Raw genomic sequence first — 14,787 nt, 5'->3', positions numbered from 1 at the left:
CTACCAATTCCAATCACGACGAAAATGTAAAAAACTTTGGATTAATTCTTGTAGTAAATGGTTTTGATGTAGTTTTTGTTTGTGCCATTCTCTAGCAGTTTGGGACAAAATTTCTCCAAAGCCAGGATAGGCAGGTGCTAAATTTACTAAATCATTCACTTTCACTTGTTTGGACATTGCCAAAGCAATAATATTAATTAACTCTCCCGCTTCTGCCCCAAAGATAGAACACCCTAAAATTTCACCGCTTTCTAAAACTACTAATTTACAAATGCCCGTAATTTCATTGTGCATCTGGGCTGTAGTTAAAGATTTATAATATTGTTTGCAAATGAAAATTCGACTTTTATCATATCGTTGGTTGGCTTGGGCTGCTGTTAAACCGACTTTTGCCGCCATTGGCTGAGTAGAAATTACCCAAGGAAGACATTGATAATTAATTTTAGTTTGGGGTAAAAATAGGGCATTGTGAATAGCGGTATATGCTTCATAGTTGGCGATATTCGTTAGGCTATAACCACCTATAATGTCTCCACAAGCATAAATTCGCTGGTTGGTGGTTTGTAGATGCTCATTGACAAAAATGCGCCGGGAATTGTATTTTACACCAACTGTGCTTAAATTCAGGGAACTAACATTTGGTTGTTGTCCTGTAGCAATAATAATTTCTTCAGTTTCCATGGCTTTATCTCCAGCTTGGAGCCATTTTTTATCACCAATTTGCCGCACCTGTGTAACTTCTATATCGTTGAGAACTGTGACTCCATCAGCTTCTAACTGAGCAATTAATAGTTGGCTAATTTCTGGCTCAAGATATTTGGAAAGATGAGTTTGATCGCAAATGAGAGTGATTTTATAGCCAAAATATGCCAGGGTTTGGGCAATTTCTAAACTTTGAGGAACACCACCTAAAATCACTAAATTGCCTGGTGGATGTTTTTGACTGAGATATGGCCAAATATTTTCTAGGGTCAGGTAGCCAGTTTTTTCTAGTCCGTCAATGTCTGGAATGGCTGGACGGGAACCACAAGCCAGTAAGTAAATGCGTCCTTGTAATAGCCGTTGATTAACTTTAAAGCCTAATTGGGGAGAGGTCTGAAATTCACCGCTACCCAAAATAATATCTACACCGTGAGCGGCTAAATTAGCTAATGAATGCTGTTCAATCAGATTGGCAGCTACACTCCGGGCATAAAGTATAGTTTCTTGCCAATGGTCAGATAAGTGTGATTTAGCAGCTAATTGTGAGTAGTCTAGCCCTATATTTGCCCCTAGTCGCGAGTAATTGGTGATTTTCCCAACTCCTCGCAGCACGTGATGGTAATTAATCTCATAATGGGCTTGGGGTTCTACTAGAGCTACTTTTGCTCCTAGTTCCGTTGCAGCTAGGGCGGCCTGGTATCCAGCAAGACTACCACCAATAATTACTAAATCATGGTCATTTGGCATTGGTTAGGGAAAATTAAAAATAAAAAATATCTAAATAAACTTGCTAATTATGCGCTCAAAACTGCTTTTAGGGCGGTAATCAGACGTTGATTATCTGATTGGGAACGGACAGCTACCCGGAAAAAGCGATCGCCTAATTCTTTAAAACTGAGACAATCACGAATGAGAATCTGATGTTGTTGTAGTAATTTCTGTTGTAGATCAGAAGTCGGGTGTTGGGATTCCACTAGGAAAAAATTCGCTGCACTTGGTTGGGGTTGTAGTCCAGAAATGCCCGCTAACCCATGAAAAAGGTGATTACGGGCTGTTGGTAGCCATTGCCAAGTTTGAGCCTGAAAATCCTGATCCTGGATGGCTGCTATGGCTGCTGCTGCTGCTAGGTTGTTGACAGGCCAAGGGTCACGCCATGATTGCCATCGAGACAAACGATCTGGATGAGCGATCGCATACCCTAATCTTAAGCCCGGTAGACTATAAAACTTGGTGAGCGATCGTAATATCACCAAATTGGCATATTCTTGCACCAATCCCAGCAAACTTTGTTCCTGTTCAGGAGGCAAAAAGTCCATAAACGCTTCATCTACCACCACCACAGCAAACCTTTCCAGTAAAGGCACAAGAGAGTCCCGTACAAATAATTTGCCCGTAGGATTATGGGGATTATTCAACAATAATCCGCAACCTTCAGGGATAGGAAAATGGAGAAGCGGGAATGGTTGATCTGTGACCGTTTTGATTTCCCCCCTAATCACAGAATCAGCCCCTTCCTCCTGTCTCCTCTCACCTGTTGTTAAATCCAGGGGAAACTCCAGCACTGTAGCATTGTATGCCGCTAAAGTGCGGTAATAATCGCCAAAAGCTGGAGTTAATAAAACTGTTGCGGCTAATGCCGATAAATCTCTACCCACTAGAGTCAATAATTCTGCTGAACCATTACCAGGCAGAATCCACTCCACAGGTAGTTGATGGAAGTGACTGAGAGCAAGTCTCAGTTCACTATAATTTGGGTCTGGATAATTTCTGAGATTGTCAAACTGGGACACAATGGCAGAAATAACACTGCTGGGTGGTCCCAACGGACTAATACTGGCGGAAAAATCCAGAATAGCACTAGGGGAACAGCCAGCCAGTGCTGCTGCCCAAGCTAAATTGCCCCCATGTGCCTGTTGATTCATCGAAAACAGCGTCCTTAGAGCAGAACCTAAGATTTTGGGGGTGCTACTCTTTCTCTAAAAAGTTTCCCAGCGGAGAAAGCAGGAACTTTAGTCGCAGGAATTTCCATTTTTTCATTGGTTTTGGGGTTGCGACCTTCGCGAGCCTTGCGTTCCCGTGACTCAAAGGAGCCAAATCCTACCAAAGTTACTTTATCACCAGAGGAAACTGCCTCGATAATCGTTTCTAGTGCCGCAGTTAAGACTGCATCAGCTTGTTTTTTAGTCACACTAGCCTTTTCAGCCACTGCATCAACTAATTCGCCTTTGTTCATGTCAAACTCCTTGAGATTTATTAGAGATTATTTCAAGATGCACCCAATCGCATCTTTACGTAAATCTCTGTTTGCAGAAATACAAAAATCGATCCTTGGGAGCATTTACACTTAAAATCGCTGTACATCCCATTGGCTCGACTTTTCAATGAATCATTCTAAATTGTTGTAGCCTGAAGTGGATAGATGAAACCATTAATTTATATAGATTTCAGGATTTTTTGTATTTTTTGCTTCATTGTCGCACTCGAAACACCCTATTTTTAGGAATAAATACTCAAAGAAACCAGGTGGGGGAGGGAACAAAGGTGAAAATGGAGGGAAAAAGAAAATTTACCAAAATTTGTAAATCTTAATATTTGATTCGGAATTTTTCAACATTGTTTGGCGCTGGCAGGGTTGACAAAATCATGTAAATCTGATTCCCAAATACTAATATAAATAAAATCACATTCTTGCCGAACAATTTGGCCTTTGACACCACCTTGACGAAAAGTAAAATTGTCGGTTTCCCCTTGTTGGACTCTTTGCAGTCCCTGTTGAATTTCTGCGGTCGCTTGACCATTCAACATGCCATTAAGGGTGTTTTGCATTAGTTGCGGGTTAACTGATTGAGCAAAAGCCGCTTCCGTTTGCCGTAGTCGTCCGGTTTCACGGTCAAATAAATAGCCTACGTCAATTTTGTTGGGGACGATTTTGTAGGTGACTGCACGGGTGCTACCCCATAAACCTCTTAAATCTCGCTTTGGTGCTCCCAGTTTCTCTTCTACGGTACTTCTAGATGTACCTGTAGGAAATGCGGGGACACGTTGGTTAACTTTGTTAATAATGCGATCGCGTATTTTCTGTTTTTTCTGCGGAGGATTTATCTGGACATTCGGTGTTTCTGCACTAGTAGGAGTTTCTGATGTTTGCAGTTCTGGTGTAGCTATAACTGATGGAGTGGGAGTAGGTTCTGTGATGGGTTCTGGAGAGGGAATTGGTGTAGATGCGGCCGAGGAAGTTGATTCTTCCGGTAAAGTAGCTGTATTGACCTGTGTTTGGGGTGCAGTGGACTGTACTGGTGAAGGAATCGGTTCTACAACTTCCGGTGAATTGGTGGGTAAGCTAGTAGCAGGTTCTGACTCCGGTGTGACAGTGGGAGTAGTTGTAATAGATGCACTACGTTGAGGCTGGGGAATAATTTTAGAAATAGCCATTGCACCAATAAAAACCCCAACTAACACGCTACCAATAATCAGAGATGGCTTTTGCCAGGTTTCCAGATATTTAGGTTCTTTGATAACGGCACGAGGTGAGGGGGAAGCTATGGGTTGTGTGGGTGCAACTGTGGGGGTTGGAGGGCTAAAGTTAATGGTGGGAGTAGTAGCAATAGATGGTGGTGCAGTGGCACTAGCTACTTGTAATATTTGCAACATCTTGCTGGCGGTACTGAAGCGATCGCCTGTGCGGGGTTCAATGGCTTGATTAAGTACCTTGACTAATTGAGGTGAAACACCCGCAGCGTATTGTTGCCAGAGAATTTGTCCGGTGTGGGGGTCAGTATCTAATTCCTGGGGATATTTACCCGTAAGTAGATAAATGGCAGTTAATCCTAAACTATAAATATCAGTAGCATAAACTGGGCGGCCTATGGCTTGTTCACTGGGCATATATCCAGGAGTGCCAATGACTAGAGATTGGGTAGGATGGCCGGAAGGATTAACTACGGTGCGGATGGTTTCTTTGACTGCACCAAAATCAATTAATACAGGCTTATTGTCTTGAGAGCGCAGAATAATGTTATCTGGTTTAATATCCCGGTGAATAATGCCTTTGCTGTGAACATAATCTAAAACATGCAGCAAACTTAAGAGAATCGCTCTAACAGTATTTTCATTTAATCTGCCTTGTGATTGAATCACCTTAGTCAGAGTTTGACCGTGAATCCATTCTTGCACCAGATAAAATTGGCCATTCTCCGAAAAATAAGCATAGAGTTTAGGAATTTGGTCACTACTTTCGCCTAAAACCTCTAATGTGGCTGCTTCCCGTTCAAATCTTTGTTGAATGATTTGATAGGTTTGTGGATCATTACTAATCGGTTTAAGTTGCTTAATCACACAGCGACGACGGGAAGGCATGTGGGTATCTTCTGCGAGAAAGGTTTCCCCAAACCCACCTGCACCAAGGACTTGGATAACTTGATAACGATTGTTTAGCAGCTTTGTGGTCATGAAAGGTTAAACGCGATCGCCCTTTCCAACTGTACATCATAATTCTCTGACGGACAGAAGGGCTGAGTATATCCCGTTACTGACAGATTTTGCTCAAAATTTATTTCCAGCTTGTGCAGAAATCAATTTAGCATCCAAAAGTCGTGCTAATGCTTCTCCACCCTCTTGCATAATCACATTATGATTCCATTCCATCAAAGGACGGATCAATAAAGCTAAAATATTCATCCAAAGTTTTGTAGTTTCGACAGTCCAGGTATAGCGTACTAAAGTTCCTGTTTCTACCGACTCCAGTTCCCACAAACCTATGCCGTCTACATCTCCTTTAGCAACTAATTCCATCAACTTTGGTGGTTCAATTCGCGTGATTTGACTATCAAAAGCCAGTTGATACAAAAGAGGTGTTGTCCAGGTAAAGCGGTGTGATTCTTGGACAGGAATTACGCTTTTTACATATTTCCACCAGCTTGGCCAAGTTGGATAGTTAATAATTGCTGACCATACTTTTTCTCTAGGTGCTTCAATAATCCAAGTGGTGATAAAGTTGTATTTAGTCATAATAAAAATTCATTTACTGAAATGTCTTAAATTATATCTATCTTGATATTTGTTAATATAGTCAACATTTACCTGTTCTAAAGCTGAAAGGGCGTTATTGGGAAATTCATCTGGAGAATATTTAGGGATATACCAAGACTGTTGATTAAAATATTCCTGTAACTCGGTAGTTTTAAACTGACGACCATGAATAGCAAAAATTGTATTTCGCATAATATCTAATTCATAGCCAGTTTTTCCAGCCAAATCTGCATCTGTCACTGGTCTCTCTGATAACCAAGAATAATTATTATCACTATTTTGTGTCACTGGTGATGTGACAGAATTAGTAATTGATTCATCAGCAGGAATTTTAATTTGGGCAGGTTTATTGTCTTCTGGATTATTAGTTGAATTGGCATTAATAGTGGGAGAATCAGTAGTATCTACAACTGGAGAACGTTTCACGGAAACAGAAACATCTGTATTTGTGGCGGTTTGTGGTGATTTTGTGAATACTTGATTAATTACTCCCCCGGCAATTAATCCACCAATAGCAATTAATCCACCAATGAGAATACCTTTTTGATTATGATGGGATTTTTGAATATCTACAGGTACAGTGGGACGTGATGGGGTGTTGGGAGTCGGTGGTAGAGTTGGAGGTATGTAGCCTTGTGTAGGGGCTATAGGACTTGCTAGACTTTGTAGAGCTTCTAACATACCTCTAGCGGTGGGAAAGCGATCGCGTGGATGATAGGAAATCGCTTTATCAATAATTTCCACCATGAGAGGATGCAAATTGCGAGCATGGTTGTGCCAAATCACTTCCGCTGTATGGGAATCTGTCGCTAATTCCTGGGGTTGTTTACCAGTCAGCAAATAAATTGCTGTCATCCCTAAACTATATAAATCACTCGAATAAACTGGTCGTCCTGCTGCTTGTTCACTGGACATAAAACCAGGTGTACCAATAACAATAGAACTGGTGGGTAAACCTTGGGAATTGACAATTGTTCCCATGGATTCCCGCACAGCACCAAAATCAATTAATACAGGTTTCTGGTCACGTTTGCGAATAATAATATTATCTGGTTTAATATCCCGGTGAATAATATATTGGGAGTGAACATATTCGAGAATTAGCAATAAATTCACTAATATTTCTTGGACTGCACTTTCTGTAAATATTCCCTGTTTTTGTACTTTCGCTGTTAAGGTATCTCCTTCTATCCACTCTTGCACCAAATAAAATTGTCCTTCAGTGGAAAAGTAAGCATATAAAGAAGGTATTTGGTCTGTTGCGCCTCCAAGTGTTTCTAAAATAGCTGCTTCCCGTTGAAATCTTTCTTGGACAAGCTGATAAATCTGGGTGTTGTTTTGAATTGGTCGTAATTGCTTGACCACACAAAGACGACGGGAAGGCATATAAGTATCTTCCGCGAGAAATGTTTCTCCAAATCCACCAGCACCCAGAGTGCGGATAACTTGATAGCGATCGTTCAACAGGTTTGTTACCATGGAATGTTAAATGCTATACCCTTTTCTTTCCCCATTTATATCAAATATTCTCAGGATGCAAGGATGGGAGTAACACTCTTGACGGACTTTACTTGAGGTCTAATAGACCTTGTTCTTTTAATTTGGGATTAAACCGAATTGGAGTTTTTAAGCCGCGAGTTTCTAGAACTGATAGAGTTTCTGCTTCAATGCGTCGCGCCACGTTTTTCAAAATCTGAATTTGGGTTAACTCATCGTTGCTAGGATTTTCATAGTTTCTCTGTTCTTCGTGTGTCATCAATAATTTCACATCAATTGGGTTAATCCATAGATGCTTATTTTCACCATTACCTAATGGTAAACTCCCATTTTCTACAATCCACGCATTTTCTATACCTTCTAACAGCGTGCGGTTAGGACGGTCAATAGTTTGTACCTTCACCCCATAACATAACTGCGGTTGACGAGTTAAATGTTGTTTGAGACTGAGATAAACATCACGGGAATAACCAACAAATTGCAAGGTTTGGTTTTGGTCAAAGATAGCGTATACGCCTATTTTTTCCATAAACTGTTCTGGTAATTCACCTTGCTCATTAATATAATTGATGTATTCCAAGCTGTTTAAACTGGGTATTTGAGTTTGAGTTGTCATAGCAAATTGCCAAAAAATTAATTTCTTTTATCGAAAATTGGGACTATTTAATATCCAATTACCAAAGCCTGACGGATCTCTTTTAACAAATCTTCCATAGAAATAGAACGGGGTAGGATTTGAGTAGTGATACCAATAGTCATTTTCTTGAGACTAGCGATCGCATTATCTTTCGATGTGGTACTACGTTTCTGGACAGGTTCATTGTTGGCATCAAGCATTGACTGATGTCTGTGGTCAATAATTAAAACAGGGGGCAGTTGTGGTAAAGTTGCCAAAGATTTAATGGCTTTTTGCACATCTTTAGTCACAGCATCATTTCCCAGGCAAATGAGCAATAAGTCTAAGCTTTGATGACTGATTTGTTGTAGAACTTCTGCCCAACATTCTCCCATGGTTGCTTTCATTCCAGCAGTTTGTAAATACTGAATTAAAGCTTGAAACCACTCGGAACCACGTGCAGTAGTCTCATTGTTGGGTGAGTTGCTTTTTGCCACCCTTTCGCTTTTAATTGTCTTCCTACGTGCTGCTGATAAATCCTGTAACATACCCATATCTACTACCATAATATTGGGCGGACAGGCGATACCCGCAGCAATTTGTAATACTGACAATAAAGCATCTGTTTTGTTATTACTTTCTCCTGTTTCTGAATGTAATGGTGTTAAACAAGGAAATACACATAAACCAGGAATTTTTGAAGCTGCTAAAGTAGTATTCACATCACAAGTTACTAGCGGTAACTTAGCCAAACGGGGATGTCGAGGTAACTTTTGTAAATAATTTTGGGCAATGGTATTTTCCACATCTAATAATAGAACATCAAATCGCCACACTCTTGCTAATAATTCAGCTTGATCTAAATCATCAACTTCAATCACCCGATGTTCTCGTAATGAACTGTGGGTATGAACATCATCTAAACTGTGATTAACTAAGCGCAAAATTCGTAACGGTGTTCTGGTGGAAATAATTTCCTGATTTTCTAATCCTAATGATTTGATTTCTAGGTTGCCACATAATCTCTCAAGTAAAGGCTTCAATACCTGCAATTCCACAGGTAAACTTATAAAACCATTAGCTTCATTTGCAAATGCTTGTTCTTTTTCTGCTCCTGTAGCTGTAATAATCACTGGAATATGACGGGTAACTGCATCTGATTTCAATAAAGTCAGTACATCCCAACCAGAAAGTAAAGGCAATAAGGGATTTAAAAAGATAGCTTTTGGTTGTAACCGACGCGCTTTTTCTAAGGCTTCCGTACCGGATCTAGCAATTACGACTTGATAGCCAATGGCTTTTAAATGTTCTGTCAAATCCTCAATATAACAAGCCACAGCTTCAACTACTAACACCAATCTTTGGGAACAACTTGACTGGGGTTGTGGAGTATTTCCAAATCGATAAAGAGGAGAGATAGAACTTTCTCTGTCACTATTATTAATGCTTTCTTCGACAAATTCTCCGACATCTGTTTCCACAAAATTAGTGTTGGGAGGACTAGGAGGTAGTAATAGTGTGAACTGACTACCTTTGCCTTCACTAGATAAAAAGCTCACATCTCCACCATGTAAACGAGCTAATGCTCTAGTTAACACTAATCCTAAACCAGTACCTTCAAATTGTCGGGTTAAAGGATTTTCTAATTGTTGAAATTTTTGAAAAATTAAATGTTGTTGATGTTCAGGAATACCAATTCCTGTATCCCAGACTGTAAAAGCAATCCAGCCTTCCCAGCGACTAACTTTTAAACCTATTTCTCCTGATATTTCTGTAAATTTAAAAGCATTAGACAGTAAATGGACTAACATCTGTCGCAACCGCAATTCATCAGCAACCATTTGCTCTAAGCCAGCTTCAATATCCAAGCTAAATAAATGGGTAGATTGATGTTTATTTTCCTTGGCTTGGCTAGAATTTTTACTATGTTGATTGTAGAAATTTTTAACTTCTGATAAGGCGCGTTCGCACACAGCTTGAATTTTGACTGGAGCTAGGGAAAGTTCCATTTGTCCAGTTTCCATTCTGGTTAAATCTAAGATATCATTAACCACGCTCATTAAGTGTCTGCCACTTTGATGAATCAGGGAAGCATAACGAGCTTGCCGCTCATTTAATTCTCCCATTTGGCGGTCTACTAGTAATCTTGATAAACCTAAAACTGCGGTGAGTGGTGTTTTTAATTCATGACTGATGCAAGCTAAAAATTCATCTTTGAGTCGATTGAGTTGAATTAAATCAGCATTTTTGGCAGCTAATTCTTTATACAGTTGTTGTTTTTCAGTTACATCTGTAGCTAAGACTAACCAAAGTTCGTGAGAACTGAGTGGTTCATCTAGGTCATGTTCAGGACTATGATAAGCACTATGATCTAAAGGAATTTTGGTAAATTGCCACACTCTTTCCTGTCCGTTTTCTGCTTCTAAAATACAGGTACAAGCATTGAGATGTGTGTCTAAAAAGCAATAATTCGGTTTGCTGGGTGCAGGGATGGGAGGTTTTTGGAGTAGGGGTAAAGCTGATAATGAATAAGAACGATGATTACTAAGGGGAGGTAATTTCTTGCCTGAAGTTTTCTCTTCCTGTCCTCTTTTTTGATAATCGAGGGAAATTGCTGTAGAGCTATATTGAGGTAGTTGAGTTAGGCAAGCTGTGAGAGCCATTTCTACTTGTTCTCTTACTGATTCAGCATTTTTTAACACTCCTAACTGCTGTCTCCAGGAGGGATTTTGAGTGATAATCTCACTACTCCCAGTTTGCAGCATCAGAGGCCAAGGCAGTCTAGCAAGTAAATCTATCAGGGGTTGATAAATAATTTTTTGATGTTCTGTTTGTCCTGGGTAGCGAGAAGAATTTTTGACTTCCGGCGCGTCCAGTGACATGATTTTAGTGTTGGTATTATTCAGGGCAATTTTTTCCTTAGCCAGCGATCTCATCAATTTGGTAGTATCCAGTACGCCCAGGAATTTACCTTCATCATCAATTAAAGCCCAGTCAATGTTTTTCTGTTGCTGGGATGGTTGGTAACGTAAAAACAAACTGAATTTTTCGACAGATTCAGCCGCGGGTATGGTCTGAATTGGTTCAATTAAAGTTTGGCCAGCAACAGAGAGAGTTTGCCACAAATTTAAAAATTTTTCACCAGTTGTCCCTGCTAATAATCTAGGAAGGAGTCTAGCAGCGTACAATAATCCTATAGGGTATTGCTGTGAATTGACTACTACCAAGCGATCGCACTGCTCCTTGGTCAAAATCTCCAATACCACTGCCAACGTGGTGGTTTCCAAGCAGCTAGGCACAGTTGATAAAAAGTCGTAAAGCGGATACTGTAACATTGACATAGGCTTCGGGGGTTATACTTCCTCTGTTCACCTCCGGCATTACCATCCATCCAAATACTGATGGTTATTGGTTTTCACGCCTGAAGAAAGATGCGTCACAAATAGTCATATCAGCGATTCTGGTGCCAATTTTCCAGCCAGAGCAACAAAGAATTAACCGAGGTTCTCCATCACTTCCTTAACTTCCCCAATTTCCACAGTGGCAGCATTATCTCAGCCACTTAAGTGAGTTAGCTACTATTCTTACACTACCCCACTGGTATTACCACTCCTCATTGCTAGAGATAGATAAAACAATTATGGCTCCAAAGATTCACTTTAGAACCTTGAGGAATTATAATGATTTAGAATGCGACAATACTTTAACTTCGTTTAAGTATCTTATCAACAAGTCAAATTTCACAATCTCCATCCCCATACACAGAAATATATGAAGACAATTAATTAACTCTTAACTTTAAGCCACTACAGCCTGTATCAATGCTCGAAAACAACAGTAACAATCATTTTTGCCATGTTACTTTTTATGTTTGTATACCCGGCGTTAATAATTTTGAAACATATCTAAAGACAGATTTACCTCCTATCAACTAATTACATCTTGGTCTGACAGATCGAGGATATATAAACAATAAATGTTACTACCTTTATTAATCTTGCAACCAAATATTAAAAAATATTTAGATAGGTTCAATAGCCGCTCTAGTGACTACAGTTTAATAGCAGAGATGCGTGATTTAATTTATATAAGCATATACAAACTATACCAATTACAACTATGGAATACTTTTCCTGTTAACATATATGCCCTTCCACAATGGGCAGAGAACCAAAATCACCAACTGGAAAATAATCTCAAATACTCCGTATTTGCCTGTAGCAAACAGAGAAATCAGCAACTGTTTCAGCACATGAATCCAGAACAGCAGCAGGAATTATTGGAGACACTAAAATCAGATTACCGTCACATTCTGGTCAATTACTTTGTACCAGACAAAACCTTGAAAGAAAAAATTGATAAATTTATCAACTCCCTTTTTTATGCTAATATTCCTGTGCCACAAATTATAGAAATACACATGGAACTCATTGACGAGTTTTCTAAGCAGCTAAGGTTAGAAGGGAGGAGCGACGAAACATTACAAGACTATCGCCTGACACTAATTGATATCCTTGCACATCTGTGTGAAAGTTATCGCTGTTCAATTGCTAAGATAAACTAGAACCAATTCAGTGATTGCTCTCACCAAATAGCTGCACACAACTAGTACCACAGAATAGAATGAAAAATTAACAATTAACAATTAAAAAAGCATTCTGCCAATAGCTTTTCTGTAATTTTTAATGATTAATTAGCTTACGCCATGTTGTACTAGAATCCTGAACTATTACTAGTCCTTTGACTTGTTATCATCTGAAAATATAGGCAAATGTATCAGCCTATTTTGTTTTTATATACTCCAATCTAGCCTGTACATTTATGAATAAATCTACAAAGACCTATGTTCTCAAGCTCTATGTAGCGGGAAATACTCCTAACTCAGTACGGGCATTAAAAACACTCAAAAATATTCTAGACCAGGAATTTCAAGGTGTTTATGCACTGAAAGTCATCGACGTACTGAAAAATCCCCAACTAGCTGAAGAAGATAAAATTTTAGCCACACCCACATTATCGAAAATTCTACCACCGCCAGTTCGCAAAATCATCGGTGACTTATCAGATCGAGAAAGAGTATTAATAGGATTAGACCTACTTTATGAAGAACTAAGTGAAGAAGAAAAAGCCGATAGCTAACACCTCACACCACTGTGTTGTCATGGACATCAGCCAATTTCACCAGGATAAAAAGGTATTTTCGTCCCTTTCTTCGGTAGAATGAAATATTCTTCAATTTATTCATTAAAACTAAATTCTCACGCAACTCAGTTTAAAAAACTAGTTCTATACACTGAAATATAAACAACAATGAGTGAAACAGTCCAGCCAGAGCAAAACAACACACCAACTGGGGGTGTAGAAAAAATTCGCACGATGATTGAGGGCTTTGACGACATCAGTCATGGTGGTTTACCAGTGGGTAGAACAACCCTCGTGAGCGGTACGTCTGGAACCGGAAAAACCTTATTGTCTTTACAGTTTCTCTATAACGGCATCACCTACTTTGATGATCCAGGTGTGTTTGTGACTTTCGAGGAATCACCCAGTGACATTATTAAAAACGCCCACATTTTTGGCTGGAATTTGCAACGTCTCATCCAAGAAGGCAAACTCTTTATTCTTGATGCTTCCCCAGACCCGGAAGGACAGGATATAGTTGGGAATTTTGACTTATCAGCTTTAATTGAACGGTTACAGTATGCCATTCGTAAGTATCAAGCCAAACGAGTAGCCATCGATTCAATCACCGCTATCTTTCAACAATATGAAGCAGTGGGTGTAGTCAGACGGGAAATCTTCCGCTTAGTAGCCAGACTCAAGCAACTCAATGTCACTACAGTAATTACCACAGAAAGAAGTGAAGAATACGGCCCTGTTGCCTCCTTTGGCGTAGAAGAATTTGTATCTGATAACGTGGTGATTGTTCGCAATGTTTTAGAAGGAGAACGCCGCCGCAGGACGATTGAAATTCTCAAATTGCGCGGAACAACTCACATGAAAGGTGAATATCCTTTCACAATTACTAATGAAGGCGTGAACATTTTCCCATTGGGAGCAATGCGATTAACGCAACGTTCTTCCAATGTGCGAGTATCTTCTGGTGTGAAAACACTAGATGAAATGTGCGGTGGTGGATTCTTTAAAGATTCCATTATTTTAGCCACCGGAGCTACAGGTACTGGTAAAACCTTGTTAGTCAGTAAATTTTTGCAAGATGGGTGTGTTACTGGCGAAAGAGCGATATTGTTTGCCTACGAAGAATCCCGCGCCCAACTATCTCGCAATGCCTACTCTTGGGGGATAGACTTTGAGGATTTAGAACGTCAGGGACTATTAAAGATAATTTGTACCTATCCTGAATCCACAGGATTAGAGGATCACCTACAAATTATTAAGTCGGAAATTGCGGATTTTAAGCCCGCCCGTATCGCCATTGATTCCCTTTCTGCCCTAGCTAGAGGAGTAACAAATAATGCCTTTAGACAGTTTGTAATTGGTGTGACAGGTTATGCCAAACAAGAAGAAATAACTGGGTTTTTTACCAATACAACTGACCAGTTTATGGGGTCTCATTCCATTACTGACTCACATATTTCTACTATTACCGACACGATTTTAATGTTGCAGTACGTAGAAATTCGGGGTGAGATGTCGCGGGCCATTAACGTTTTTAAAATGAGAGGATCGTGGCACGATAAAGGCATCCGCGAGTACAATATTACGGCTGACGGGCCCGAAATTAAAGATTCTTTCCGGAATTACGAAAGAATTGTCAGCGGTGCTCCTACCCGCGTTAGCATCGATGAAAAGGCAGAACTGTCTCGAATTGTCAGACGTTTTGAAGACAAACAGAGTACAGATTCCTAAATTTGGTATAGAGCTATATTTTCTGCCAAATTAAGTATCATGCTATATTCTGGGATGAAGACAGGTTTTCTGCC

Annotated in this window: 11 protein-coding genes; 3 read left to right on the top strand and 8 right to left on the bottom strand. The window is 39.8% G+C overall.

Going from position 1 to position 14,787, the window contains the following annotated elements; genetic code table 11:
• From H6G73_RS11235 to H6G73_RS11200, 8 genes are all read right to left on the bottom strand, one after another.
• Positions 1 to 1,449, bottom strand: coding sequence for a dihydrolipoyl dehydrogenase family protein (locus H6G73_RS11235; protein ID WP_190604358.1), 1,449 nt, complete (start codon positions 1,447 to 1,449; stop codon positions 1 to 3).
• A 47-nt stretch (positions 1,450 to 1,496) separates the two neighbouring features.
• Positions 1,497 to 2,624 (bottom strand): threonine-phosphate decarboxylase CobD, encoded by a 1,128-nt coding sequence (gene cobD / locus H6G73_RS11230; RefSeq protein WP_190604356.1) that lies wholly within the window; start codon positions 2,622 to 2,624, stop codon positions 1,497 to 1,499.
• A 26-nt stretch (positions 2,625 to 2,650) separates the two neighbouring features.
• Entirely contained in the window at positions 2,651 to 2,935 is a 285-nt protein-coding gene (locus H6G73_RS11225; protein WP_015111786.1) for an HU family DNA-binding protein, read from the bottom strand.
• Between the two features lie 374 nt (positions 2,936 to 3,309).
• On the bottom strand, positions 3,310 to 5,151 hold the full coding sequence (locus tag H6G73_RS11220; RefSeq protein ID WP_190604354.1) for a serine/threonine-protein kinase: 1,842 nt from the start codon (positions 5,149 to 5,151) through the stop codon (positions 3,310 to 3,312).
• 93 nt (positions 5,152 to 5,244) lie between these two features.
• Positions 5,245 to 5,709: an SRPBCC family protein gene (locus tag H6G73_RS11215; RefSeq protein WP_190604352.1), complete on the bottom strand. Its 465-nt coding sequence runs from the start codon at positions 5,707 to 5,709 to the stop codon at positions 5,245 to 5,247.
• A gap of 9 nt (positions 5,710 to 5,718) precedes the next feature.
• Positions 5,719 to 7,209 (bottom strand): protein kinase domain-containing protein, encoded by a 1,491-nt coding sequence (locus H6G73_RS11210; RefSeq protein ID WP_190604350.1) that lies wholly within the window; start codon positions 7,207 to 7,209, stop codon positions 5,719 to 5,721.
• 88 nt (positions 7,210 to 7,297) lie between these two features.
• On the bottom strand, positions 7,298 to 7,843 hold the full coding sequence (locus H6G73_RS11205) for a GIY-YIG nuclease family protein (RefSeq protein WP_190604348.1): 546 nt from the start codon (positions 7,841 to 7,843) through the stop codon (positions 7,298 to 7,300).
• A gap of 47 nt (positions 7,844 to 7,890) precedes the next feature.
• A complete protein-coding gene (locus H6G73_RS11200; protein ID WP_190604346.1) occupies positions 7,891 to 11,184 on the bottom strand; it encodes an ATP-binding protein in 3,294 nt (1,097 codons plus the stop codon).
• Positions 11,185 to 11,819: 635 nt separating this feature from the next.
• Between H6G73_RS11200 and H6G73_RS11195 the strand changes: the two genes are divergently transcribed.
• The 3 genes from H6G73_RS11195 to kaiC all read left to right on the top strand — a co-directional run bounded on the left by H6G73_RS11195 (position 11,820) and on the right by kaiC (position 14,713).
• On the top strand, positions 11,820 to 12,407 hold the full coding sequence (locus H6G73_RS11195; protein WP_190604344.1) for a KaiA family protein: 588 nt from the start codon (positions 11,820 to 11,822) through the stop codon (positions 12,405 to 12,407).
• A gap of 257 nt (positions 12,408 to 12,664) precedes the next feature.
• The gene (kaiB, locus tag H6G73_RS11190; protein ID WP_190604342.1) at positions 12,665 to 12,982 is read left to right on the top strand and encodes a circadian clock protein KaiB; all 318 of its coding nucleotides are present in this window, start codon (positions 12,665 to 12,667) and stop codon (positions 12,980 to 12,982) included.
• A 171-nt stretch (positions 12,983 to 13,153) separates the two neighbouring features.
• On the top strand, positions 13,154 to 14,713 hold the full coding sequence (gene kaiC / locus H6G73_RS11185) for a circadian clock protein KaiC (RefSeq protein WP_190604341.1): 1,560 nt from the start codon (positions 13,154 to 13,156) through the stop codon (positions 14,711 to 14,713).
• Positions 14,714 to 14,787: the final 74 nt, after the last annotated feature.

Origin of the sequence: Richelia sinica FACHB-800 (assembly GCF_014698825.1) — a bacterium.
Lineage (GTDB): Bacteria > Cyanobacteriota > Cyanobacteriia > Cyanobacteriales > Nostocaceae > FACHB-800.
The sequence above is the reverse complement of the archived record's forward strand: the minus strand, read 5'-3'. Positions and strand labels throughout refer to the sequence as shown.